The sequence below is a fragment of the Arthrobacter nitrophenolicus genome (genome assembly GCF_000332815.1).
Taxonomy (GTDB): Bacteria; Actinomycetota; Actinomycetes; order Actinomycetales; family Micrococcaceae; genus Arthrobacter; species Arthrobacter nitrophenolicus.
In genome coordinates this window covers 12,577-36,692 of the sequence record NZ_AOFD01000036.1, presented here as the reverse complement: position 1 = coordinate 36,692, position 24,116 = coordinate 12,577, and the positions used below count along the sequence as shown (strand labels likewise).

General features: G+C 66.9%; 15 protein-coding genes and 8 pseudogenes. 22 read left to right on the top strand and 1 reads right to left on the bottom strand.

Features of this window, described 5'->3' with window-relative positions:
- The first annotated feature begins 56 nt into the window (after positions 1-56).
- A pseudogene (locus G205_RS13425) lies at positions 57-1,345 on the top strand (MFS transporter).
- Between the two features lie 122 nt (positions 1,346-1,467).
- Here the strand turns inward: G205_RS13425 and G205_RS13420 are convergent.
- Complete coding sequence (locus G205_RS13420) at positions 1,468-3,018, bottom strand: glycoside hydrolase family 32 protein (protein WP_009358449.1); 1,551 nt, start codon at positions 3,016-3,018, stop codon at positions 1,468-1,470.
- Positions 3,019-3,416: 398 nt separating this feature from the next.
- Between G205_RS13420 and G205_RS13415 the strand changes: the two are divergent.
- The 21 genes and pseudogenes from G205_RS13415 to G205_RS13325 all read left to right on the top strand — a co-directional run bounded on the left by G205_RS13415 (position 3,417) and on the right by G205_RS13325 (position 24,080).
- A pseudogene (locus G205_RS13415) lies at positions 3,417-4,851 on the top strand (glycoside hydrolase).
- A gap of 43 nt (positions 4,852-4,894) precedes the next feature.
- A complete protein-coding gene (locus G205_RS13410; RefSeq protein ID WP_035753051.1) occupies positions 4,895-6,229 on the top strand; it encodes an ABC transporter substrate-binding protein in 1,335 nt (444 codons plus the stop codon).
- A gap of 83 nt (positions 6,230-6,312) precedes the next feature.
- Positions 6,313-7,193 (top strand): annotated as a pseudogene (locus G205_RS13405) (carbohydrate ABC transporter permease).
- Positions 7,190-8,089: a carbohydrate ABC transporter permease gene (locus G205_RS13400; protein WP_009358448.1), complete on the top strand. Its 900-nt coding sequence runs from the start codon at positions 7,190-7,192 to the stop codon at positions 8,087-8,089. The pseudogene G205_RS13405 and the gene G205_RS13400 overlap by 4 nt, the downstream one beginning before the upstream one ends.
- Positions 8,090-8,127: 38 nt before the next feature.
- Positions 8,128-9,212 (top strand): annotated as a pseudogene (locus tag G205_RS13395) (LacI family DNA-binding transcriptional regulator).
- Positions 9,213-9,314: 102 nt separating this feature from the next.
- Positions 9,315-11,606, top strand: a pseudogene (katG, locus tag G205_RS13390) (catalase/peroxidase HPI).
- Between the two features lie 184 nt (positions 11,607-11,790).
- Positions 11,791-12,590: pseudogene (locus G205_RS13385) on the top strand (hydroxypyruvate isomerase family protein).
- Positions 12,591-12,637: 47 nt separating this feature from the next.
- Positions 12,638-13,549: pseudogene (locus G205_RS13380) on the top strand (2-hydroxy-3-oxopropionate reductase); the annotation flags it as partial.
- A 154-nt stretch (positions 13,550-13,703) separates the two neighbouring features.
- Positions 13,704-15,493: pseudogene (gene gcl, locus G205_RS13375) on the top strand (glyoxylate carboligase).
- A 3-nt stretch (positions 15,494-15,496) separates the two neighbouring features.
- Entirely contained in the window at positions 15,497-16,693 is a 1,197-nt protein-coding gene (locus tag G205_RS13370; RefSeq protein WP_009358444.1) for a glycerate kinase, read from the top strand.
- The gene (allB, locus tag G205_RS13365; RefSeq protein ID WP_009358443.1) at positions 16,686-18,029 is read left to right on the top strand and encodes an allantoinase AllB; all 1,344 of its coding nucleotides are present in this window, start codon (positions 16,686-16,688) and stop codon (positions 18,027-18,029) included. Before G205_RS13370 ends, allB begins: the two co-directional genes overlap by 8 nt.
- A gap of 9 nt (positions 18,030-18,038) precedes the next feature.
- A complete protein-coding gene (locus tag G205_RS13360) occupies positions 18,039-18,674 on the top strand; it encodes a winged helix-turn-helix domain-containing protein (RefSeq protein ID WP_009358442.1) in 636 nt (211 codons plus the stop codon).
- 80 nt (positions 18,675-18,754) lie between these two features.
- The gene (gene bcp, locus G205_RS13355; RefSeq protein ID WP_009358441.1) at positions 18,755-19,234 is read left to right on the top strand and encodes a thioredoxin-dependent thiol peroxidase; all 480 of its coding nucleotides are present in this window, start codon (positions 18,755-18,757) and stop codon (positions 19,232-19,234) included.
- Between the two features lie 159 nt (positions 19,235-19,393).
- On the top strand, positions 19,394-19,972 hold the full coding sequence (locus G205_RS13350) for a GNAT family N-acetyltransferase (RefSeq protein ID WP_009358440.1): 579 nt from the start codon (positions 19,394-19,396) through the stop codon (positions 19,970-19,972).
- A gap of 149 nt (positions 19,973-20,121) precedes the next feature.
- Positions 20,122-20,406 (top strand): hypothetical protein, encoded by a 285-nt coding sequence (locus tag G205_RS22935; RefSeq protein ID WP_235046916.1) that lies wholly within the window; start codon positions 20,122-20,124, stop codon positions 20,404-20,406.
- The gene (locus G205_RS13345) at positions 20,328-21,026 is read left to right on the top strand and encodes a PhnD/SsuA/transferrin family substrate-binding protein (RefSeq protein WP_009358438.1); all 699 of its coding nucleotides are present in this window, start codon (positions 20,328-20,330) and stop codon (positions 21,024-21,026) included. Before G205_RS22935 ends, G205_RS13345 begins: the two co-directional genes overlap by 79 nt.
- The gene (locus G205_RS22930; protein WP_009358437.1) at positions 21,026-21,217 is read left to right on the top strand and encodes an ABC-type phosphate/phosphonate transport system, ATPase component; all 192 of its coding nucleotides are present in this window, start codon (positions 21,026-21,028) and stop codon (positions 21,215-21,217) included. The genes G205_RS13345 and G205_RS22930 overlap by 1 nt, the downstream gene beginning before the upstream one ends.
- On the top strand, positions 21,217-21,840 hold the full coding sequence (locus G205_RS13340; protein ID WP_009358436.1) for a phosphonate ABC transporter ATP-binding protein: 624 nt from the start codon (positions 21,217-21,219) through the stop codon (positions 21,838-21,840). Before G205_RS22930 ends, G205_RS13340 begins: the two co-directional genes overlap by 1 nt.
- Positions 21,827-22,690 carry a phosphonate ABC transporter, permease protein PhnE gene (gene phnE / locus G205_RS13335; RefSeq protein ID WP_009358435.1) on the top strand — a complete coding sequence of 288 codons (864 nt, stop codon included), beginning with the start codon at positions 21,827-21,829 and terminating at the stop codon, positions 22,688-22,690. Before G205_RS13340 ends, phnE begins: the two co-directional genes overlap by 14 nt.
- Positions 22,687-23,448 (top strand): tyrosine-protein phosphatase, encoded by a 762-nt coding sequence (locus G205_RS13330; protein WP_009358434.1) that lies wholly within the window; start codon positions 22,687-22,689, stop codon positions 23,446-23,448. The genes phnE and G205_RS13330 overlap by 4 nt, the downstream gene beginning before the upstream one ends.
- Positions 23,445-24,080 (top strand): TetR/AcrR family transcriptional regulator, encoded by a 636-nt coding sequence (locus tag G205_RS13325; RefSeq protein WP_009358433.1) that lies wholly within the window; start codon positions 23,445-23,447, stop codon positions 24,078-24,080. Before G205_RS13330 ends, G205_RS13325 begins: the two co-directional genes overlap by 4 nt.
- The last annotated feature ends 36 nt before the right edge of the window (positions 24,081-24,116 follow it).

Genomic DNA, 24,116 nt, shown 5'->3' with positions numbered 1-24,116 from the left:
CCGGCAGCAGCGCCGCCGCCGGCAACCCCATTCGCACCGACCACCAGGAAGTCATCATGTCCATTGCAGTAACAAGGCAGCAGACTGGACGCGTGTCCACAGCGAAAACCATCGTCGGAACCGGCATCGGCAACGCCGTCGAATGGTACGACTGGGCCATCTACGCCACGTTTACGCCCTTCATCGCCAGCCAGCTCTTCAGCAAGGCAGACCCCGCCTCCGCGGTGCTCTCCACCCTGGCGATCTTCGCCGTCGGCTTCGTAGCCCGGCCCTTCGGCGGGTTCGTCTTCGGCTGGATCGGCGACAGGGTGGGCCGCAAGACGTCCATGACGCTCGCCGTCGGCCTGGCCTCGCTGGGCAGCCTGATGATCGGCATCGCGCCCACCTTCGCGGCCGTGGGCGCCTGGGCATCCCTGATGCTGCTGGTTGCCCGGCTGATCCAGGGCCTGGCACACGGCGGTGAGCTGCCGTCGTCGCAAACCTACCTCTCCGAAATGGCGCCCAAGGAGCACCGCGGGTTCTGGGCCACCCTGATCTACACCTCCGGAACGGTGGGCATCCTGTTCGGCACGCTGCTGGGCGCCGTGCTGAACATGACGCTGACCACCGAGGCGATGAACGCGTGGGGCTGGCGGATCCCGTTCCTGCTCGGCGCAGCGATGGGCCTCTACGCCTGATCATGCGGGCCCGGCTGCACGAGACCGAGGCCTTCGAGGGCGAATCCACCGCCGTCAAGCGCGCGCCGATCTGGCCGCAGATCGTCCGGCACCGGAAGCAGGCCCTGCAGGTGATCGGGCTGACGGTCGGCCTGACGGTGATCTACTACATCTGGGGCGTGGTGGCACCGAGCTACGCCACCACCGCCCTCAAGATCGACCGCGGCGAAGCCCTGTGGGCCGGCGTTGCTGCGAACATCGTGTTCATTGCCGCGCTGCCGGTCTGGGGCAAGCTGTCCGACCGGATCGGGCGCAAGAAGGTGCTGTGGTCCGGTGCCATCGGTTCTGCCGTGATGCACTTCCCCATGACCTGGCTGCTGAAGGATTCCGCCTGGCAGCTGGCGGTGGGCATGTCCGTGATGCTGGTCTTCATCGCTGCAAGCGCCGCCATTGTCCCGGCCGTCTACGCCGAGCTGTTTCCCACCTCGATCCGCACCGTGGGCGTCGGGGTGCCCTACTCCATCTGCGTGGCCGCGTTCGGCGGGACCGCACCCTACCTGCAGCAGTGGCTGGGCACCTCGCTGGGCGCGCCCCAGGTGTTCAACATCTACGCGGTGCTGCTCCTGGTCATCAGCGCGGCGTTCGTCTTCACCATCCCGGAGACCAAGGGCAAGGACCTGACGCACTAGCCGCCCCAGGCTTCTTCAGGCCGGCTCCTTCAGGCGGGTCCGCGGGCTCCGGTGCATAACGCACCGGGGCCCGCGGCGTGTCGGGGACTCCCAGGCTTCCGGGACTGCCCAGGTTTCCGGGCTTAGGTGAAGTTCCTGATAGTGATGCCGGAGAAGGTTGCCGGGCCGCCGTCCGTGTAGAACGAGATCCCGGTGTCACCCGCGGCGAAGTGCACCTGCTGGGACAGCACCGTGTGACCGGCGTTCACGAACACCTCCACGCTCTGCCTGTCCACGAAAATCCGCAGATGCACAGACCGGGCAGCGGCATCAATCGGTGCCGCCGCCCGCGTGAACGGCACGAGTGAAAAGCCGGCCAGGTCCGACGGCCCACGGTCCACATACAGTTCCGCCCCGTACTTGCCGATGTTGGTGTGGCGCGTGCCGTCCGCGGACCGGCCCACCGAGACGCCCACGTTGGCGGCGGCATCCCAGGAAATATCGAGCTCCAGCTCGTACGCGTGTCCACTCCACGGCAGGACTGCGCTGCCGCTGACAGTACGGTCCGGAAGCACCGTGGTGGAGCCAGCGTGGCCGGCGAGCGCCGGGACGGGACTGCTGAGCAGGCTGTACCAGCCCCCGGCCTGGCGGGCGAGGCGCAGTTCGCGTACCACCGAGTTCTGGCCGTTGTATCCGTCGCTGGCATCCGTGGGAACGTCCCGGGCGGCGTACTTCCAGTTGTTCATCCAGCCGATCGCGTACCGCCGGGTGTCGGGTGCCTCCGCTGCCGGCCAGGTCACGGCGCCGTACCAGTCCCAGCCCCAGTCGAGCCACTGCGGGTCCAGGTTGTCCGCGAGGAACTGCCCGCCGTCCCAGGTTCCCGTCCAGTAGGCGTAGGTCATGGGCAGGCCGATGCTGTAGGCATCCATGCTGGCGCCCAGCACCCAATGCCGGGTGCCGTCGTCGGCCGTCATCTCGAACAGGTCCGGGCATTCGATCCCGCCGAGGGCATGGTTGGGGTAGTCGAAGTTGCGTTTCAGCTGCCAGTCGCGCAGGTTCTGCGAGGTATAGAACGCGGCGTACCGGGCCCGGCCGATCACGCACACCCATTCGCTGCGCGCCGCATCCCAGTGGATCTTCGGGTCGCGGAACCATTCCGCGTTCTCGATCTCGGCCTGCGTGGTGGCGGCCCGTCCATCCGTGTTCACAATCACCGGATCAGGCAGCGCCGTGAAGGTGTAGCCGCCATCGGTGGACCAGTAGAGGTACTGCTCCTGGTGCTTGCGGATCCCTCCAGTGGGCTGCGTGGCGAGGACAACGATGGCGCTTGCCCCGAAACCGGCAGTGTTTGCCGTGTCCACCACCGCCGAGCCCGACCAGACGGGAAAGTCCGGCTGCAGCGGGATGGCAACCCCGTGATGGTCGAAAACCACGCAGTCCGTGGTGGTGGCGTGGTCCCACCCGCCCGGGCCGTTGTTCTGGGCGGAATGCAGGTAGTAGAGGTGGTACGCGCCGTTCACGTAGACCGGACGTTGGGGGTCGCACAGCCAGCCCGACGGCGGCGTCATGTGGTACACGGCGCGTAAAGACTCCTTGGCCTTGGCGGCTGCCGGCAGCACGTTGCTCATGAACAAAGCCAGCGCTCCTGCGCCGGTGCCCTGCAGGACGTTGCGCCGGGAGAAATGGGGCGTCATGGTGTTTCCTCTCGAAGTGGGCTGCATCAGGGCGTGCGACAGCCACTGGCGCACGCGGCGATGACGACGGCGGCGCAGCAGTCCCAGGCGGAGACGCCGGGCGGGTGCGGGTTGGGTTGCGGCCCGGATGAAGGGACGGCCCGCCGGCGTTGGATGGCGCCGGGAGGGCCTTGGAAAAGGTACTGCTGTAAAGGTGGAACCTTCATTGGTTCGGGGGCTGACGCCGTCGTCGGAAAATCGCTTGGCCCAAAACTAGGGATGCAAACAGTGTTTGGTCAAGCGTTTTATCGCAGACGGCCGGATCCGGAAAAAGTTTCGCTAAAACGCTTGATCAAACCCGGCGGCATCATCTACCTTGAGGTGATCAAACGCTTTAGCAGAACGGAACATCAGCGCCGATGAGTTATCCAGTCTTCTTCCAGCCCGCCGACGGATGGGTGGGAGACCTCATCCCCTTCCAAAAGGACGGGGAGTTTTGGCTCTTCTACCTCCACGAGGTCCGCTCCGACCCCAAGCCGGGAACGTCGTGGAACCTGGTCACCACCAAGGACCTCATCCAGTTCCAGGACCAGGGGGTGGCACTGCCGCACGGAACAGAGAACGATCCCGACTTCAACGCCTACACGGGCAGCGTGGTGGTTGACGAGTCCGGCATCCACCACCTCTTCTATACCGGGCAGAACCCGAAGAACCTTGGCAAGGACGGGCTGCCGCTGCAGCTGGTCATGCACGCCACCAGCACCGACGGCATGCGCACCTGGGTGAAGCACCCCGAGCTGACGTTCGGTGCACCTGACGGCTACGAGTCCGGGGACTGGCGGGACCCTTACGTTTTCCACGACCCGTCCTCCGGCCAGTGGCGCATGCTCCTGGCGGCCCGGCACGCCGAAGGACCCGAACGCCGCCGCGGCGTCATCGCCCAGTGCGTGTCCAGCGACCTGGTGAGCTGGCAGTACGCCGAACCGTTCTGGGACCCCCGCCGGTACATCACCACGAGTGCCCGGACGTCTTCGCCTGGGGCGGCTGGTGGTACATGGTCTACTCCGAGTTCTCCGAAAATTTCACCACCCGGTACCGGATGGCCAAGAGCCCGGACGGACCGTGGCTGGTGCCGGACCGGGACAGCATCGACGGCCGCGCGTTCTACGCATCCAAGACCGCGGAGCGGGACGGGCGGCGGTTCTTCTTCGGCTGGATCGCCAGCAAGGAAGGAAATTCCGACGGCGGCCCCTGGCAGTGGGCGGGCACCATGTCCGTCCTGGAGGCCCGGCAGAACCCGGACGGAACCCTGGCGTTCGGCTTCGCCGACGAACTGGTGGACAGTTTCTGGGACGAGGTTGCCGTGACCTTCGACGGCGGCCTGCCCGCCAGGCTGGATGTCCCGGACGGCTACACCGCCACCGTCTCCCGGGAGGACCTGCCCTCCCAGTTCTACGCCAGGGCAGTCCTGGACATCAGCCCGGGCACCACCGAATGCGGGCTGCTGCTGCGGTCCAGCGCCGACGGCGACAGCTCCTACGTCCTCCGGCTCGAACCGAAGCGCGGGCGCCTGGTCTTCGACCGGTGGCCGCGGGCCCTCACAGGGGAGGCCCAATGGCATGTCTCAGGGGACGTGCCGTTCGAGATCGAACTCGAGCGCCCGTGCAGCCTTCCTCCCGGCGAACACACGCTGGAAGTCATCGTCGACGGCGACCTGTTGGTCGCGTCGTGGACAGGCAGGTGGCCCTCAGCACCAGGATCTACGACCTGCCGGCAGGCCGGGTCGGCGTCTTTGCCGGCGAAGGATCCGCCACCGTCACACACCTCGAAGTACGCAAACGCACCGACAACTGAATACCCTCCCGCATCCTCCGTTCAAACCAAGGAAAAGACCGCAATGAAGAACCTGATCCGCGCCGCCGCCGTCGCAGCAGCCACCGCCCTGGCCCTCACAGCCTGTGGGGGCGGAAGTTCCACCGATCCCTCCAACGTCAGCCCCACCGGCGAGATCAAGCCCCGGGAAATCTCCTGGCTGCTCTCGCGGCCCGCTGACGGCGCCGTCATCAACATCATGAAGAAGCTGGCCGACGACTACGCCAAGGACCATCCCGGCTTCGAGCTGAACCTGATCACCACCCCGGACCGGCCCTCCTACATCCAGAAGCTTGAGACCCTGGCCGCAGCCAACAAGCTCCCCGAGCTCTTCGACACGGATGCCACACCCTTCGCCCAGCAGCTGGCCAAGCAGGGCAAGATGGTGGACGCCGAAAAGCTGCTCAAGACCCTGGATGTCTACGACGACTACCGCCCCGGCGCCCTGGACTACCAGCGCTTCGACGACGGCTCCCTGTACATGATCCCGTTCCAGTTCGAGCTGGAATTCATCTGGTACAACAAGGCGCTGCTCGAAAAGGCAGGCGTGGCGGTGCCGAAGTCCCTGGACGACATTCCCGCCATGTGCACGGCCCTCCGCGAGGCCGGCATCACCCCGATCGCCATCGACGGCCAGGACCAGTGGCCGCTGGAACGCTACATCGCCTACCAGCCGTTCCGGGAAGCCGGACCGGACTTCGTGACGAAGCTGAAGAAGGGCGAAGCGAAGTTCTCCGACCCCGCCGGGCAGAAGACCGTCAACTGGATGGCTGAACTGGGCAAGGCGAAGTGCTTCCAGGAGGGCTTCTCGGCGCAGGGCTATTCAGACGCGCAGAACCAGTTCACCTCAGGCCAGGCGGCGATGTACAACATCGGCACCTGGGAGCTGTCCAGCCTGGCCACGGACAAGCTGGACCCCGCCGTCCGGGACGACATCGACTTCTTCACCCTCCCCACCACGGCGGGATCCGTCACGGCAGCCAACGAGTTCGTTTCGCCCTCGGGCATCGGCATGGCGGTGAACTCGAAGACCTACGATCCCCTGGTGAGCGACTTCCTGAAGTTCGCCCTGGAGAAGTACCCGGCCGAATACGCCGCAACCGGCGCGCTCTCGCCCACCACCGACGTCGAAACCGCCGTCCCGGCCAACGCAACGCCGCTGTACCGGAAGGCGCTGGACCAGGCGAAAGACCTCGGTTCCAAGCAGGCCATGCCCTGGGACACCCAGCTTGATCCCACCACCAACGGACGCCTCCAGCAGGAACTTGTCCTGCTGGTCCAGGGCAACATCACACCGGAGCAGTTCACCAGCACCATGGACAACACCATCGCGCAGAACGCCCCGAAATTCTTCAAGTAAGCACTGCTTCTTCAAGTAAGCAACCACTGCGGCGGGGGACTCCGGTCCCCCGCCCGAAAGGCCCGGCCATGCTCCCAAACAGGATGCTTCCCAACAGGTCCAGGACATCCGTCCTCGTCTTCCTGCTCCCTCCCCTGCTGCTCTACTGCGCAGCGGTGCTGTTTCCCATCCTCCAGTCGCTGTTCCTGAGCTTCTTTTCCTGGAACGGCATCAGCGACATGGAGTTCGTGGGAGTCGACAACTACGTCCGCATGTTCGTCAAGGACGACATCTTCTGGCGGGCTTTCCTGAATGCCCTGATCTACCTGGCCATCTGCCTGGTCCTGCAACTCGGCGGGGCCTGGTGGTCGCCAGCCTGCTCACGTCACTGCGCCGCGGCCGGGAGCTGGTGAAGACGCTCTACCTGCTGCCGGCCGTGATCTCCACCGTTGCCATTGCATTCCTCTTCGTCCGGATCTACTCCATCGACCCCGTCGGCCTGCTCAACCAGCTGCTGCACTGGATCGGGCTCGGCAGCCTCGAGCGGCCCTGGCTCTCGGACGTCACCACCGTCCTGGCCGCCGTCTCGGCGCCGGAAGGCTGGCGCTTCACCGGCCTCTACATGCTCATTATCTACGCAGCCCTGCTCGCCGTGCCGAAGGAGCTTGAAGAAGCCGCCGTGCTGGACGGGGCATCCCGGTGGACGTTGTTCACCAAGATCCGTTTCCCCTACATCCGCCCGGTGTGGATCACCACCACCATCATGGCCACCACCTACGGCCTGCGTGGCTTCGACATCCCCTACCTGATGACCAACGGCGGGCCGGGGCAGTCGTCCGAACTGCTCACCACCTATATGTACAAGACGGCGTTCACCAGCACCGACTTCGGCTACGCCAGCACCATCTCAGTGTTCATCGTCATCGAGTGCCTCGTCGCCGTCGGCCTCATCCTGTTCCTGCTCAAGCGGAAGGCAGATTCATGATCACCCAGGCAGCCCCAGCCGTCCCGCCCGCCGTGGTGCCGCCGCGTCCGGCAGCCCGCCGCCGTCGCAGGCCTGACCTGTTCCGGACGTTCTCACGCGTCCTGGTCATGCTCATCGTGATCGTCCAGGTCTACCCGCTGGCCTGGCTGTTCCTCACCAGCCTGCGCACCGAGCAGGACTTTGCCAGCGGTGATCCGTTCGCCCTGCCCAGCTCGCTGACCTGGGAGAACTACGCCCGGGCCTTCGAAACGGGGGACCTGGGCCGGAACATCATGAACAGCTTCATCGTTACCATGGGCGCCAACATCCTGATCGTCCTGCTGGGCATGATGGCCGCGTACGCCATCCAGGTGCTCGGGTTCCGGCTCAGCAAGCTGGTCCGCGGGCTGTTCCTGATCGGCATCATCGTGCCCGTCCAGATCGCCCTGGTGCCCCTGTTCATCGACTACTCGGCGGTGAACCTGCTGGACACCTACCAGTCGATGATCATTCCTCTGGCCGGGTTCTCCCTGCCGATGTCCATCTACCTGTTCTGCTCGTTCTACGAATACATCCCCAAGGAAACGTACGAGGCAGCGTCTCTGGACGGCGCAGGGCCCTACCGGATCTTCGGCCTGATCACCCTGCCGCTGTCGCTCAACACGGTGGTGACCGTGGTCCTGGTCAACAGCATCTTCATCTGGAACGACTTCATCTTCGCCAACACCTTCGTGCTGTCCGAGGAACTGAAGACCATCCCGCTGGGCCTGCAGAACTACATCGGTGCCATGGGCAAGGTGGACTGGACGGCCACGTTCGCCGCCGTGTGCGTCACCATTACCCCGCTGCTGCTGGTCTTCCTGGTCCTCAACAAGGCCATGATCCAGGGACTCGAGAGCGGGGCGACCAAGGGATGACCGCCGCAGCCGCCGGATATACTCCTGACGGAGGGCAGATGAATTCAAGGGAGAACAAGCCTGGGGAAGCCGCGCCTGCGGCCAGTCCCCGGCACCGGCCCGAACGAGCCCACCCCGTCACGCTCCGCGACGTCGCCGAAGCGGCAGGGGTCTCGACGGCCACCGTGTCGCTGGTGGTCAACAAGAAAAAAGACGCCCGCATAGCCGAAGAAACCCGCCAGCGCGTCAAGGATGCCATCCGCGCGCTGGGCTACCGGCCCAACGCGATGGCCAAGACCCTGGTCAGCGGCACCTCCCGGTTCATCGGCTGGTGGCCGACGGCGTTGCCACCACGCCCTTCGCCGGCCAGATCATCCACGGCGCCCAGGACGAGGCATGGAAGCACGGCTACGCGCTCCTGATCGCGAACACCGAGGGAAACCGGGAGCTTGAGCAGGACGCGATCAGCATGATGCTTGAGTACAAGGTGCGCGGCATCCTCTACTCCACCTGGTTCCACCGCGAAACCGATATTCCGGCCTCGCTGCGGGAAGCAGACTTTGTCCTGGTGAACTGCTTCGCCGCCGAGCCGGGGGCCCGGGCCGTGGTACCCGACGAGGTGCAGGGCGGAAAGTCGGCAACCGAGATCCTGCTCCGGCACGGCCACCGCCGCATTGCCTTCATCAACGCCACCATCCCCGCCCCTGCCAAGGACGGACGGCTCCTGGGGTACAGGCAGGCTCTCGAGGAAGCCGGCATCGCCTTCGACCCCGGCCTGGTCATGGAAGCCTATCCGGACCAGGAAGGCGGCTACGGCGCAACCGGTGAGCTGCTCAAGCGCAGCGCCACCGCCGTCTACTGCTACAACGACCGGATGGCCATGGGCCTCTACGACGGGCTGCGTGAGCACGGGTTGTCCATTCCGGAGGACCTCGCCGTGGTCGGTTTCGACAACCAGGAAGTCATCGCCGCGCACCTGCGGCCCCCGCTGTCCACCGTGGCGCTCCCCCACTACGAGCTGGGCGCAGCCGGGGTACGCATGCTGCTCGGGCTGGAGGAGACAGCCGGGGCGGAGGCAGCGAAAATCCACTGCCCCACGGTGGAACGCAATTCGGTCCGGGTCGCAGCGCGCGCAAAAACATAAGGCCTGGGAGGGGTTCAGCGGGCGGTCCGTACATGGTCAAATGGGAGGGTTGTACCGGCCGCCCGAGTCCGACCACGGCCTCGGCCACATGGAAGGAAGCACATGACCGATCACCAGGACCACCCCCCGATCCCCACCCCGGGAAGTGCCCAGGGCCTGGACCGCAAGGTTGAGGCGGGTGCCCGGTCGCACATGACAGCGTGACCTCACACGGCAGCGAGAGCGAGAACCCGGCGATCGACTCGCCGGAGCCCAAGGGACACCGGCCCCGCACCGTCGCGGACTGGTGGCCGAACCAGCTCGACCTCTCCGTGCTCCACGCCCACAACCAGGCGGGCAACCCGCTCGGCCCCTCGTTCAGCTACCGCGAAGAGTTCCAGAAGCTCGACGTGGAGGCACTCAAGCAGGACATCACCCAGGTCCTGACCACGTCCCAGGACTGGTGGCCTGCGGACTTCGGCCACTACGGCGGCCTTATGATCCGGCTGAGCTGGCACGCCGCCGGCACCTACCGCGTCCATGACGGCCGCGGCGGGGCAGGTGACGGCAGCCAGCGGTTCGCCCCGCTCAACAGCTGGCCGGACAACGCCAACCTGGACAAGGCCCGGCGCCTGCTGTGGCCGGTCAAGCAGAAGTACGGCCAGAAGCTCTCGTGGGCGGACCTGCTGGTGCTGGCGGGCAATGTGGCCCTCGAATCGATGGGCTTCAAGACGTTCGGCTTCGCCTTCGGCCGCGAGGACGTGTGGGAGCCCGAGGAGATTTTCTGGGGGCCCGAAGACACGTGGCTCGGCGACGAACGCTATATCGGCGAAGGCCAGATGGCCGAAGATGTGGCTCCACCGAGATGGGCCTGATCTACGTGAACCCCGAGGGGCCCATGGGCAACCCGGACCCCAAGCTCGCAGCCGCGTACATCCGCGAAACCTTCAAGCGGATGGCGATGAACGACGAGGAGACCTTCGCACTGATCGCCGGCGGCCACACGTTCGGCAAGACCCACGGTGCCGGCGACGCCGACGCCCATGTTGGTCCCGAGCCGGAGGGCGCAGACCTCGAGACGCAGGGCCTGGGCTGGCTCAGCACCTACGGCAGCGGCAAGGGGCCGGACACGATCACGTCCGGCCTGGAGGTCACCTGGACCGACCGGCCAACCCAGTGGAGCAGCCGCTTCCTCGAGATCCTGTTCGAATACGAGTGGGAGCTGGTCAAGAGCCCCGCGGGCGCCCACCAGTGGGTTGCCAAGGATGCACCGGAGATCATCCCGGACGCCTACGACCCGCAGAAGAAGCACCGGCCCACGATGCTCACCACCGACCTGTCGCTGCGCTTCGACCCGGTCTATGCCGAAATCGGCCAGCGCTTCCTGAAGAACCCGGATGAGTTCCAGCTCGCCTTCGCCAAGGCCTGGTACAAGCTGCTGCACCGCGACATGGGTCCGGTGGGCCCGCACATGCTGGGGCCGTGGGTTCCCGAGCCGCAACTGTGGCAGGACCCGGTTCCGGCCGTGGACCATGAGCTGATCGGCCAGCAGGACATCGACGCGCTCAAGGCGCAGCTCCTGGACTCGGGGCTGTCCGTCGCACAGCTGGTGCGCACCGCCTGGGCGTCGGCATCCACCTACCGCAAGACGGACAGGCGCGGCGGCGCCAACGGCGCGCGGATCCGGCTGGAGCCGCAGCGCGGCTGGGAGGTCAACGAGCCCGACCAGCTGGGCACTGCCCTGCAGGCGATCGAGAGGGTCCAGCAGCAGTTCAACTCCGGCCAGGCCGGGGGCAAGAAGGTCTCGCTGGCGGACCTGATCGTCCTTGGCGGGTGCGCTGCGGTGGAGAAGGCCGCCAGCGACGCCGGGTTCCCCGTTACTGTGCCGTTCCACCCGGGCCGCACTGACGCTCCCAGGACCAGACCGACGTCGACTCCTTCCAGTACCTGCAGCCGCGGGCGGACGGCTTCCGCAATTACGTCCGGCCCGGCGAGAAGCTCCAGCCGGAGACCCTTCTGCTGGACAAGGCGTACCTGCTGGGACTCTCTGCACCGGAGATGACGGTGCTCGTGGGCGGCATGCGCGCCCTCGGTGCCAACCTCGGCGATTCCCTGCACGGCGTCCTGACCACCCGGCCGCAGGTCCTGACGAACGACTTCTTCGTCAACCTGCTCTCCCCCGGCACCAAGTGGAAGGCGTCCGAGGAGGAGGAAAACGTCTACGAGATCAGCGACGTCACCACCGGGGAAGTGAAGTGGACCGCCACGCCCGTGGACCTGGTGTTCGGCTCCAACTCGCAGCTGCGGGCACTGTCCGAGGTGTACGCGAGCGAGGACGGCAAGGAGAAGTTCGTGAACGACTTCGTGGCCGCATGGACAAAGGTCATGGAGGCCGACCGCTTCGACCTGCGGTAACGGACCACCTCAAGGGCCGGCTGCTTTTGCAGCCGGCCCTTTCTCTTGCCCTCCCCTTGACTCGCCTCACCCTCCTTCCCTACACTTTTCATAAAGCAGAATCTAAATTCCACAAAGCGGAAACGGTTAACGAGCCGGTGACGCAGGGGAAGATAGATCAAAGCCCTCCCCGGAAGGACCTACGATGACGTACACAGTGAACTGCTCCATCCTGCTGACGGAGCTGCCCCTGCTTGAGCGGCCGGCCGCAGCCAAGGCAGCAGGCTTCGACGCCGTCGAGTTCTGGTGGCCGTTCGAATCCTCCGTTCCGGCGGACGCCGAGATCACCAGGTTCGAGAACGCCATCAGGGACGCCGGGGTGCAGCTCACGGGCCTGAACTTCAACGCTGGCAACATGCCCGGCGGCGACCGCGGCCTGGTGTCCTGGAAGGGCCGCGAGTCCGAGTTCAAGGACAACATCGACGTCGTGGCCGGCATCGGTGAGCGCCTGGGCTGCAAGGCCTTCAACGCCCTCTACGGCAACCGGCAGGACGACGCCACCCCCGAAGAGCAGGACGAACTGGCCGCCAAAAACCTCGCCGCAGCAGCCGAAGGCGTGGCCCGCATCGGCGGCACCGTCCTCCTCGAACCGGTCAGCGGCGCCCCCAGGTATCCGCTCCTCACCGCCGAGGACGCCCTGCAGGTCATTGCCCGCGTCAAGGCGGAATCCGGCGCCGGCAACATCAAGCTCCTCGCCGATTTCTACCACCTCGCAGTCAACGGCGACGACGTCGAATCCGTCATCGAGAACCACGCCAAGGACTTCGGCCACATCCAGATCGCCGACAACCCCGGCCGCGGCGCCCCCGGCACGGGAACCCTTCCGCTCGGCGAATGGATCGCCCGCAGCCGCGAACTCGGCTATGAGGCTACATCGGCCTCGAGTACAAGGAACCGCAGGAAACGGCCTTCAGCTGGGCCATCCGCCAGCGCGTTAGCCAGTAACCGGTGATTGAGCCTGTCGAAATCCGGTTTCGACAGGCTCAACCACCAGCCCCACAAGGACTTCAGGAAAGAGAACCATCATGAGCAACGTTGCAGTTATCGGACTCGGAATCATGGGCCTGCCCATGGCCATCAACCTGGTCAAGGCCGGCCACACCGTCACCGGCTTCAACCGCAGCCAGGACAAGATCGACAAGCTCGTCTCCGAAGGCGGCAAGGGCGCCTCAAGCATCGCCGACGCCGTCAAGGACGCCGACGTCGTCATCACCATGGTCCCGGACTCCCCCGACGTCGAAGGCGTCGTCACCGGCAAGGACGGCGTCTTCGCCAACGCCAAGCAGGGAACCCTGTGGATCGACGCGTCCAGCATCCGCCCCGACGTCGCCAAGCGCCTCTCCGACGAAGCCCGCGAAGCCGGCATCCGCCCCCTCGACGCCCCGGTCTCCGGCGGCGAACAGGGCGCCATCGACGCCGTCCTCTCCATCATGGTCGGCGGCGACAAGGCAGACTTCGACGCCGCCCAGGACGTCCTGAACGCCGTCGGCAAGACCATCGTCCACGTCGGCCCCTCCGGCTCAGGCCAGACCGTCAAGGCAGCCAACCAGCTCATCGTCGCCGTCAATATCGAGGTCCTCGGCGAGGCCATCGCGTTCCTCGAAGCCTACGGCGTGGACACCGACGCAGCCCTCAAGGTCCTTGGCGGCGGCCTGGCCGGCTCCAAGGTCCTGGACCAGAAGGGCCAGAAGATGCTGGACCGCAACTTCGACCCCGGCTTCCGCCTCGCCCTGCACCACAAGGACCTCGGCATCGTCACCTCCGCCGCCCGCGAAGCCAACGTGGCCGTCCCCCTCGGCGCCGTCGTCGCCCAGCTCGTCGCCGCCACCGTCAACCAGGGCGACGGCGCACTGGACCACTCCGGCCTCTTCAAGCAGGTCCTCCAGCTCTCCGGCCGCAAGTAGAAGAAGCCCCGCCAAAACGGGGCACTTCGACACGGACACGCCGGTCGCCGTCGTCCATTACGACGGCGACCCTCACCAAAGTCCCCCACGACGGCTCGTGGGCCTTCCTTCAGCACACCCAAAAACAGACTTTCAAGCTTTCAAGGAGCACCCCATGAGCAAGATGCGTACCGTTGATGCAGCGGTTGCCATCCTGGAAAAGGAAGGCGCCATCGAGGCGTTCGGCCTGCCAGGCGCTGCAATCAACCCCTTCTACTCGGCCATGCGCGCCCACGGCGGCATCCGCCACACCCTGGCCCGCCACGTTGAGGGCGCCAGCCACATGGCGGACGGCTTCAGCCGCGCCAAGGACGGCAACATCGGCATCTGCATCGGCACGTCCGGCCCCGCCGGCACGGACATGATCAGCGGCCTCTACGCCGCCTGGGCCGATTCCATCCCCATGCTCTGCATCACCGGCCAGGCGCCGGTGGCCAAGCTGCACAAGGAAGACTTCCAGGCCGTGGACATTGAGTCCATCGCCAAGCCCGTCACCAAGATGGCCATGACCATCCTGGAGCCCGGCCAGGTTCCGGGCGCTTTCCAGAAGGCCTTCCAGCTGATGCGCTCCGGCCGGCCCGGCCCCGTGCTGCTGGACCTGCCCATCGACGTGCAGCTGGCCGAGATCGAATTCGACATCGACACCTACGAACCGCTGCCCGTTGAGAAGCCCAAGGCCTCGCGCAAGCAGCTGGAAAAAGCCCTGGACATGCTCACCAGCGCCAAGCACCCGCTGATCGTTGCCGGCGGCGGCATTATCAACGCCGGCGCCTCCGCCCAGCTGGTGGAACTGGCCGAGACCCTGAACGTTCCGGTCATCCCCACCCTGATGGGCTGGGGCACCATCCCGGACGACCACCAGCTCATGGCCGGCATGGTGGGCCTGCAGACCTCGCACCGCTACGGCAACGAGAACTACCTGCAGAGCGACTTCGTGATCGGCATCGGCAACCGCTGGGCCAACCGCCACACCGGCGGCCTGGAGACCTACACCGCGGGCCGGAAGTTCGTGCACATCGACATCGAGCCCACGCAGATCGGCCGCGTGTTCTCCCCGGACCTGGGCATCGCGTCCGACGCCGGTGCGGCGCTGGCAGGGCTGGTTGAGCTCGCCAAGGAGCGCGAGGCGGCCGGGTCCCTGCCGGACTACAGCGCCTGGGTTGCCGAGTGCCAGGACCGCAAGGCCTCCCTGCACCGGAAGACCCACTTCGAGAACATCCCCATCAAGCCGCAGCGCGTGTACGAGGAGATGAACAAGTCCTTCGGCCGCGACACCACCTACGTGTCCACCATCGGCCTGTCCCAGATCGCCGGCGCCAGATGCTGCACGTGTTCGGCCCGCGCAAGTGGATCAACGCCGGCCAGGCAGGCCCGCTGGGCTGGACCGCCCCCGCCGCGCTCGGCGTCGCGCGTTCCAACCCGGACGAGACCGTGGTTGCCCTCTCCGGCGACTACGACTTCCAGTTCATGATCGAGGAACTGGCCGTGGGCGCGCAGTTCAACCTCCCGTACATCCACGTGGTGGTGAACAACTCCTACCTGGGCCTGATCCGCCAGTCCCAGCGCGGCTTCAACATGGAGCAGAACGTGTCCCTGGCGTTCGAGAACATCAACAGCTCGCACCTGTCCGAGGACACCCGCGGCTACGGCGTGGACCACCTGAAGGTGGCAGAGGGCCTGGGCTGCAAGGCCGTGCGCGTGGAGGACCCCAACGACCTCGCCGCCGCCTTCGACAAGGCCAAGGCACTGATGGGCGAGTTCCAGGTTCCCGTGGTGGTGGAAGTGATCCTGGAAAAGGTCACCAACATCTCCATGGGCGTGGAAATCAATGCCGTGAACGAGTTCGAGGAACTGGCAGAGTCCCCCGCGGACGCCCCCACCGCCATCCTGGCGCTGCAGGCCTAAACCATGCGCATCGTCATTGCCCCGGACAAGTTCAAGGGATCCCTCTCCGCTCCGGAAGTCTGCGCGCACCTGGAAAAGGGCCTGCAGCGGGGTGCGGGCGGCAACCTTGACGTGGTCCGGATTCCGGTGGCCGACGGCGGCGAGGGCACCCTCGATGCCGCCGTCGGCTCCGGCTTCACCCGCCGCACCGCCACGGTGGCCGGGCCGCTCGGCCAGCCGGTGGAAGCGGACTTCGCGGTCCGGGACCACGAGGCCGTCATTGAGATGGCCACCGCCTCCGGGCTGGCCCTGGTTCCCCAGGTGGCGCGCGGCGGCCGGCCGGACTCCGCTTCCGCCCTGGCCGCCACCAGCCTGGGCACCGGCCAGCTGATCCGCGCCGCCCTGGACGCCGGCTGCCGCCGCATGGTGTTGGGGGTGGGCGGCAGCGCCAATACCGACGGCGGCGCGGGGCTCCTGCAGGGGCTCGGCGCCAGGTTCCTGGACAGCAGGAACAACGAGCTGCCGCCGGGCGGTGCTGCGCTGGCCAACCTGCACAGCATCGACTTCACCCACTTTGAGCCCCGGCTGGTGGACACACGCTTTGTGCTGGCATCCGACGTCGACAATCCCCTGCTGGGCGCCTCCGGCGCCGCGGCGATTTTCGGCCCGCAGAAGGGTGCCACACAGCAAGACGTCGACGTGCTCGACGCCGCCCTGGCCAGGTTTGTCGAAGTCCTGGCCAGGGAAATCGGATTCCGCGCGGTCAAGGCCGCCGAAGCCCCCGGCGCGGGGGCAGCCGGCGGAGTGGGCTATGCAGCCATCGCCGCGCTGGCCGCCTCCCGCCGGCCCGGCATCGACGTGGTCCTCGAATTCACCGGCCTCGCCGAACGCCTGGCTGGCGCGGACCTGGTCATCACCGGCGAAGGCAGCCTGGACGAGCAAAGCCTGCTGGGCAAGACGCCCATGGGCGTGGCCCGCGCTGCCGCCGCCCGCGGCATTCCCGTGGTTGCCGTCTGCGGCCGGACCACACTGGAAGACGGCCAGGCGGCCGCCGCCGGGTTCGGCGAGGTTTACGCTTTGACCGGGCTCGAAAGCGATGTAAACAGGTGCATAGCAGAGGCAGCGCCGCTTCTGGAGCAGCTGGGCACCCAGATCAGCGGAAAACTGGCAGCCGGAGGGTTTGCCGGCACCGCACGTACCAAGGAGGACCTCCGTGTCTGAAGAACGTTTTGACCTCGTCATCCGTGGCCAGCGCATCCTGACCACCGCCGGGATCGCCCCGCGTGAAGTGGGCGTCCGCGGCGGAAAGATCGTGGCCATCGAGCCGCTCGGAAACGGCCTGGCCGGCGCCGAGGTGGTTGAACTCGCCGACGACGAGACCCTGCTCCCGGGGCTGGTGGACACCCACGTCCACGTCAACGAGCCCGGCCGCACCGAGTGGGAGGGGTTCGCCTCCGCCACCCGCGCCGCGGCCGCCGGCGGCGTGACCACCATCATCGACATGCCGCTGAACTCCGTGCCGCCCACCACCACGGTGGCCAACCTCAAGCTCAAGCGCGAGGTGGCCGAGGACCAGGCGTTCATCGACGTCGGGTTCTGGGGCGGCGCGATTCCCGGGAACAAGGCGGACCTGCGCCCCCTGCACGACGACGGCGTTTTCGGCTTCAAGTGCTTCCTCCTGCACTCCGGCGTGGACGAGTTCCCCCACCTGGACGCGGACGAGATGGAGGAGGACATGGCCGAGCTCAAGTCCTTCGACTCGCTTATGATCGTCCACGCCGAGGACTCGCACGCGATCGACCGGGCCCCGCACCCCGGCGGCGACCACTACGAGACGTTCCTTGCCTCCCGGCCGCGCGGCGCCGAGAACAAGGCCATCGCCGAGGTCATCGAGCGGGCCCGCTGGACCGGTGCGCGGGCGCACATCCTGCACCTCTCGTCGTCGGACGCGCTGCCCATGATCGCCTCCGCAAAGCGCGACGGCGTGAAGCTCACCGTGGAGACCTGCCCGCACTACCTGACGCTGATGGCTGAGGAAATCCCGGACGGCGCCACGGCCTACAAGTGCTGCCCGCCCATCCGCGAGGCTTCCAACCGGGAGCTGCTCTGGCAGGGCCTGCTGGACGGCACCATCGACTGCATCGTCTCGGACCACTCCCCCTCCACCCTGGACCTGAAGGACCTGGAAAACGGCGACTTCGCCGTGGCCTGGGGCGGCGTCTCCTCGCTGCAGCTGGGCCTGTCCCTGATCTGGAGCGAGGCCCGGCACCGCGGCATCCCGCTGGAGCAGGTGGTGTCCTGGATGGCTGAGAAGCCCGCCAGCCTGGCCCGCCTCACCAACAAGGGCCAGCTGGCGCTCGGCTACGATGCCGACTTCGCCGTCTTCGCCCCGGACGAGGCGTTCGTGGTGGACGTGTCCAAGCTCAAGCACAAGAACCCCATCACCCCCTACGACGGCAAGACCCTCTCCGGCGTGGTCCGCAAGACCTTCCTGCGCGGCGCCGTGGTGGACGGCCAGACCCCCACGGGCAAGCTGATCCGCCGCGGCGGAGTGTAAGGACGCGCCATGGCAGTGGAAGTCCACCATCCGCGGACGGCCCACCGTCCGCGGATGGCTTTCCCGCCGCGAACAGTCCAGCCCAAAGCTGCCGCCCGCGGACTGGCCGTGTGGGTGGTCCCGGAAGAGGGAACCGATCCCGAACTCCTTGCCCGCGCCGCCCAACTGGTCCTTGCAAGGGCCCTGCAGACTGCTCCGGAGGCGGAAGTCCACTGGCCCGCCGCCGGAGCTCCCAAACCGGTGCCGTCGCCGTCCCCCGCGGAGGACTCCCCGCAGGGGGACGACGGCGGCGCCCCTTCCCTCCCGCCGTCGGCCGGTCCCGTCAGCCGCATGGCCGTGGACCTGGCCGCCGACACCGTCCTGCTGGATGGCAAGCCGGTACCGCTCACCGGCGTCGAATTCAAGGTGCTGCGGTACCTGGTGACGCACCTGTCCCGGACCGTCAGCCGGGAGGAACTGCAGGGGTTCCTGGACTCGTTCGAGACGCCCGGCGCCTCGGCCCGCTCCATCGATGTCTACGTGGGCAGGATCCGCCGGAAACTCGGAAATGCACGCCACGCTGTTGCCACCGTCCGGGGCGGCGGATACCAGTTCGTGCCGGGCCAGTGCGCCACTGTGCGCGGCCCGGCGGAATACTGCATATGACGCCGGAGTTGTACCTCTGAGCGGGAAGCCGCTTCACTTGTTGTTTGGCCATTATTGACCGACCCTTCCAAAGGAACACCATGAGCCCCACCCTGACCACCAAGCTGCAGCCCGGAACCGAGGCCCCTGAATTCACCCTCAGGGACGCCCAGGGCCGCGAAACTGCCTTGGCCGACTACCGTGGCAAGAACGTCATTGTGTACTTCTACCCGAAGGCGGCCACCCCCGGCTGCACCACCGAGGCCTGCGACTTCCGCGACAGCCTGGCCTCCCTGCAGGGGAAGGGCTACGAAGTCATCGGCATCTCCCCCGACGCCCCCGAGGCCCTGGCGGGCTTCAGCGGCGACTTCTCCCTGACCTTCCCGCTGCTCTCCGACGAGGACCACGCGGTCGCCCTGGCCTACGGCGCCTGGGGCGAGAAGCTGGTCAACGGCGAAATCGTTGAGGGCATTGTCCGCTCCACCGTGGTGGTGGACCCCGACGGCAACGTGGTCCTGGCCCAGTACCAGGTCCAGGCCGACGGACACGTCGCGGCACTCAAGGAAGCCCTGGGCATCTAGGACCCTCTCTCCCTTCCTGCGCCTTTCCAGCCAACGCTCCCGCAGTCTTGGCGCGTTTCCAGCCGATGCTCCCGCATTTTCCGTGCGGGAGCATCGGCCGTTAACGGGACCACTTCGGCATCGTTGCCGTGTTGTCCGGCGCGGTGTCAGGATGGCGTCATGGCGATTGAGGTCCGTCCCGCAACCACTTTCGAGGACGTCCGGGCGCTGGTGGGGCCCAAGCGGCCGGACGCCAACGTCTGCTGGTGCCTGAGCTACCGCATCCCCTCCAAACTGAACCAGTCGCTGCAGGGAACGGAGCGCGGCGAGCTGGTGAAAAAGCTGGTGGGACAGGATCCCCCGCCAGGGGTGCTGGCGTACGACGGCGGCGAGCCGGTGGGGTGGGCAGCGGTCCACCCGCGCGCCGACACCAGTTTCGCCGGGAACAGGAAGATCCCGCACGTGGACAGCCTGGACGTGTGGTCGGTGTGGTGCATCCGCGTGCGGCCGGGCCACCGCGGCAAGGGCATTTCGCATGCCCTCCTGGCAGGTGCGGTGGACTTCGCCCGATCCTACGGGGCACCCGCCGTCGAGGGCTACCCGGTGGACAACGCCGGCGCCAAGGTTGACCTCACCATGGCGTACGTCGGCACCCGCAAACTCTTCGAGGACGCCGGCTTCACCAAGGCAGCGGACACCCAGTCGGTGCTGAACGGATTCCCGCGGGTGCTGATGCGGCTGGAGATAGGCACCCCATAACCCCTTAGCCGCTTAAGGATCCGCCCACGTCACGGATTGTTTACCTGCCGTTTCTTTAGCAGTACAGCGTTCTCGTAATTCCGCGTTGCCTGCCGCGGTTTGGATATTGGTGTTCTCGAAAATCCCCCACATCATCCGAGAAGGACACCATGCGTTATCCCACCCTGCCCGTCCTGGGCATCCTGAGTGCCGGCGCCCTTATTGCACTGACCGGCTGCCAGGCCCCCGCCGCCGAACAAGCCAGCGCCGTCAACGCGCCCATTACCATCGCCACCATCCCCCTGGGCGACGACCCCACCCAGGAGAACCCGATCGAGCATTCGCGGAAATCCTCGAAGCCGAAACAGGACGCGAGGTGGAGGTCACCGACGTCCCCGACTACCTCAGCGTCGTGGAAGCGATCCGCGGTGACCACGTGGACATCGGCATCATGAGCGGCTTCCCGTCAGCTCTGGCCGTGAACACCGGCGAGGTGGACTCCCTGATGGCATGGGCCGGCAGCGAGGACCCCGTCTCCACCTGCGTGGTGCTGGACGGGTCACCCGTGCAGAAGCTGGAGGACCTGCGCGGAAAAACCGTCGCCTTCGCGGACCAGGCCTCCAGCTCGGGCTACTTCATGCCGGTCTACATGCTGCACGAGGCCGGGCTGACCAAGGGCGAGGACTACCAGGCAATCTTCGCCGGCGGCCACGAAGGCAGCTTCGCGGCCCTCAAGCAGGGCCAGGTGGACGCCGCCTGCACCGCCATCATGCTCACCGAACTCGGAGCACCGATGTTCCCCTTCGCCGACGGCGAGTGGCGCGGCATCGGGCAGAGCCCCGCCATGGATGTCATGGGAAGCGTCCTGGCCCGGCAGTCGCTCGACGGGGAGACGCGGGCGCTCCTGAAGGAAGCACTGCCCAAGGTTTTCTCGGAGCCGAATGCGGAGGCCCTCGGTGCCCTCGGCAAGGGCTTCATCGGCCTCGAGGAGATCATGGACCCCCAGCCGGAGATCTATAAGTCCTTCGCCGACATCGCCTCGGTGGCCGACGTGAAGCTTGAGGACCTGGGCTGATGACCGCCCCAGTTTCCACTGATGCCGTGCCGACCACGGGCCAGTTGCGGCAGGCGCTTCCGCTGGTCTCCGTGCGGAACCTGGAGGTCGCCTACACCGGCGAGCCAGTGCTGGCCGGTGTGGACCTGGACGTCCGGCCGGGCGAGATGGTGGCCCTTCTTGCGCCTCAGGCTCGGGCAAGTCGACCCTGATGAGGAGCCTCACAGGCTTCGCACCCATCACCGCGGGCACCGCCCGTGTAGCGGGCTACGACGTCACCAACCTCAGGCGGGGAGACCTCCGGAAGCTGCGCTCCGACGTCGGGCAGGTCTTCCAGCAGTTCAACCTCATCCCCCGCCTCAGCGTGCTCACCAACGTCCTCACGGGCGCCCTGCATGAGGCCGGCCCGATCAACCTCACCGGCGGCTTCGGCAGCCGGCACCGCCGCCAGGCCATGGAGTACCTGGACCGGGTGGGCATCGCGCACAAGGCCAAAGACCCTGCCCGTTCCCTCAGCGGGGGCCAGCAGCAGCGCGTCGCCATCGCCCGGGCACTGATGCAGCAGCCCCGCGTCATCTTCGCCGATGAGCCGGTTGCTTCCCTGGACCCCAAACTCGCCGGCTCGGTGCTCGAGCTGCTCCGGGAAATCGCCCGGGAGGACGGCATCCCCGTCCTGGTGAGCCTGCACGTCCTGCCGCTCGCGCTCCGGCACTGCGACCGCATCGTTGGGCTGCGGCACGGCCGGGTCCTCGTCTCCGCACCTGCCGCCCAGCTCGATGCCCAACAGCTCTCCGTGCTCTATGACGAGGAAGGACAGCCCGGTGACCACCACTGAACACACCCCGGCCACAGGATCCGCCGGGACGGCAGCGCCAGGCACGCCGGGGCAGCTAGACCCAGCCGAGCGGCTCCGCCTGGAACGGGCCTTCTCGGTTCCCCGGGCCCGGTTCCTCGCCGGCATCCCGGTTGCGCTCATCCTGCTGGCCTGGTCCTTCCAGGGAGCAGAGTTCAACTTTGCCAAGCTCGGGGAAGGAACAGCGAACATGGGCGAATTCCTCGCCCGGCTCTTCCCGCCTGACTTCTCGAAATTCGGCACCATCGTGGCGCTGCTGGTTGAAACGCTGCAGATGGCCATCGTTGGAACCGTGCTCGGCGCGGTCCTGTCCCTGCTGGTCGCGTTCACGGCCGCATCCAACATCGCCCCGCGCTGGCTCTACTACCCGGCGCGCTGGCTCATGAACATCATCCGTTCGGTGCCGGACCTGGTCTTCGCCCTCATGTTCGTTTCGGCTGTGGGGCTGGGCCCGTTCGCGGGCATCCTTGCCATGACCCTCGGATCCCTTGGATCAATCGGGAAGATCTTCGCCGAAGCCATGGAATCCGTTGACCGCGGTCCCGTCACCGCCATGGAAGCGGTCGGGGCCTCCAAACGGCAGGTCATCCAGTACGGCATTGTCCCGCAGGCCGCGCCGCTGCTTGTTTCGTACACGCTGCTCCTCTTCGAGGGCAACGTGCGCGGCGCAACCATCCTGGGCCTGGTGGGCGCGGGCGGTATCGGCCTGGAACTCACCACCGCCATGCGCATGTACGACTACGGCCACCTCAGCGCCATCATCATCTGCATCATCGTGCTGGTCACGGTGATCGACCAGGGCAGCGCCCTCATCAGAAGGAGAATCACATGACAGCAACAATTACCGATATCGAGCGCAGCGCTCCGGTCAACCTCCGGGACCTCGGCGGCATCCCGGTCGAAGGGGGCCTCCTGCGAAACGGCCTCGCCCTGCGCGCCGATGACCTCTCCGTCATCACGGACGAGGACGCCCGGATCCTGGTTGAGGGCGGGCTGGCGGCGGTCATCGACCTGCGCACCAAGGACGAGGCAGCCCTCACGGGCCGCGGGCCGCTGGCCGGCTACCCGGTTGCGTACCACCACCTCCCCCTCATGGAAAGCATCAGCGCCGGAATGCCCGACGGCGACGCACCGGTCATCGAGCACGTGGCCATGGGCATGATGTACGCACGCATGGTGGAGGCTGCTGCACCCCAGCTCGCCAGTGCCCTGGGCATCATTGCGCTCGCCCCCGGGACCACGGCCTTCCACTGCGCAGCGGGCAGGGACCGGACCGGCGTCCTTGCCGCAATGCTGCTGCTGGCGCTCGGCGCAACGGATGACGACATCGTGGCCGACTACGCCCGGACGCACGGCAACATGGCGGCGGTCATGCAGCGCATGAAACCCACCATGGGCGCGCTGATGGCCCGCCTCGGCTTCGACCTGGACGCCATGGCCGTGACCTTCCCGGATGAGCCGATGGACATCTCCATGCACACCATGCTCGCCCGGCTGCGGGAACGCCACGGCGATGCACTGGCACCGCTGCGCGCCGCCGGGCTGGGTGCGGACACCATCGCCCGCCTGCGCCACCGTGCCCTGGCATGACCACTCTTGCCCCTGAGACGGCAGCCCCGGCGCGCACCCCGCGCCGGGGCCCCGGCCGTCCCCGGAACGAGGACATCGACGCGCAGGTCCTCGCCGCCGTCCTGGAACTCATCGACGACAAGGAAGAAGTCACCGCCGCCCGCATCGTGTCCCGCAGCGGGGTGAGCCGCGCGGCACTGTACCGGCGGTGGCCGTCACTGACCACCTTGGTGGCGGCAGCACTCGACGTCGGCCGCTACGTTCCGCCGCCCATTCCCACGGACGGGAACCTTCGGGATGCCATTATGGAGGCGATCCTGGGAACCCCGCTGGAGGGCGACAACGCAGGTTACCCCGAGGAAAGGTTCCGCCAAAGGATCCGGCTGGCCATGGCCGACCGCACCCTGCAAAAGGCCTACTGGGCTTCGCATGTCTCACGCCGCCGGGCGCCCATCGTGGACGCCCTCCGCGCCGGCATCGAACGTGGTGGCTTCCGTGCCGGCCTGGACCCGGAAGCCTGTTTCGACCTCATCGCCGGTGTCTTCTACTACCAGTTGGTGGTGCGCGGCGAGCGGATGGACGAGCCCCAGACGATGGAACGCTGCCGGGCCGCCGTCGACGTAGCCTGGCGGGGCATGGCCGCCGAGCAATAACGCGCCCGTAACGCAGCACTTCCTAGCATCGGGACG

Bases quoted from the DNA above. Each gene is read 5' to 3' on its own strand.
- G205_RS13420 (WP_009358449.1), bottom strand. From the start codon at position 3,018: ATGACGCCCCATTTCTCCCGGCGCAACGTCCTGCAGGGCACCGGCGCA.
- G205_RS13410 (WP_035753051.1), top strand. From the start codon at position 4,895: ATGAAGAACCTGATCCGCGCCGCCGCCGTCGCAGCAGCCACCGCCCTG.
- G205_RS13400 (WP_009358448.1), top strand. From the start codon at position 7,190: ATGATCACCCAGGCAGCCCCAGCCGTCCCGCCCGCCGTGGTGCCGCCG.
- G205_RS13370 (WP_009358444.1), top strand. From the start codon at position 15,497: ATGCGCATCGTCATTGCCCCGGACAAGTTCAAGGGATCCCTCTCCGCT.
- G205_RS13360 (WP_009358442.1), top strand. From the start codon at position 18,039: ATGGCAGTGGAAGTCCACCATCCGCGGACGGCCCACCGTCCGCGGATG.
- bcp (WP_009358441.1), top strand. From the start codon at position 18,755: ATGAGCCCCACCCTGACCACCAAGCTGCAGCCCGGAACCGAGGCCCCT.
- G205_RS13350 (WP_009358440.1), top strand. From the start codon at position 19,394: ATGGCGATTGAGGTCCGTCCCGCAACCACTTTCGAGGACGTCCGGGCG.
- G205_RS22935 (WP_235046916.1), top strand. From the start codon at position 20,122: ATGCGTTATCCCACCCTGCCCGTCCTGGGCATCCTGAGTGCCGGCGCC.
- G205_RS22930 (WP_009358437.1), top strand. From the start codon at position 21,026: ATGACCGCCCCAGTTTCCACTGATGCCGTGCCGACCACGGGCCAGTTG.
- G205_RS13340 (WP_009358436.1), top strand. From the start codon at position 21,217: ATGAGGAGCCTCACAGGCTTCGCACCCATCACCGCGGGCACCGCCCGT.
- G205_RS13330 (WP_009358434.1), top strand. From the start codon at position 22,687: ATGACAGCAACAATTACCGATATCGAGCGCAGCGCTCCGGTCAACCTC.
- G205_RS13325 (WP_009358433.1), top strand. From the start codon at position 23,445: ATGACCACTCTTGCCCCTGAGACGGCAGCCCCGGCGCGCACCCCGCGC.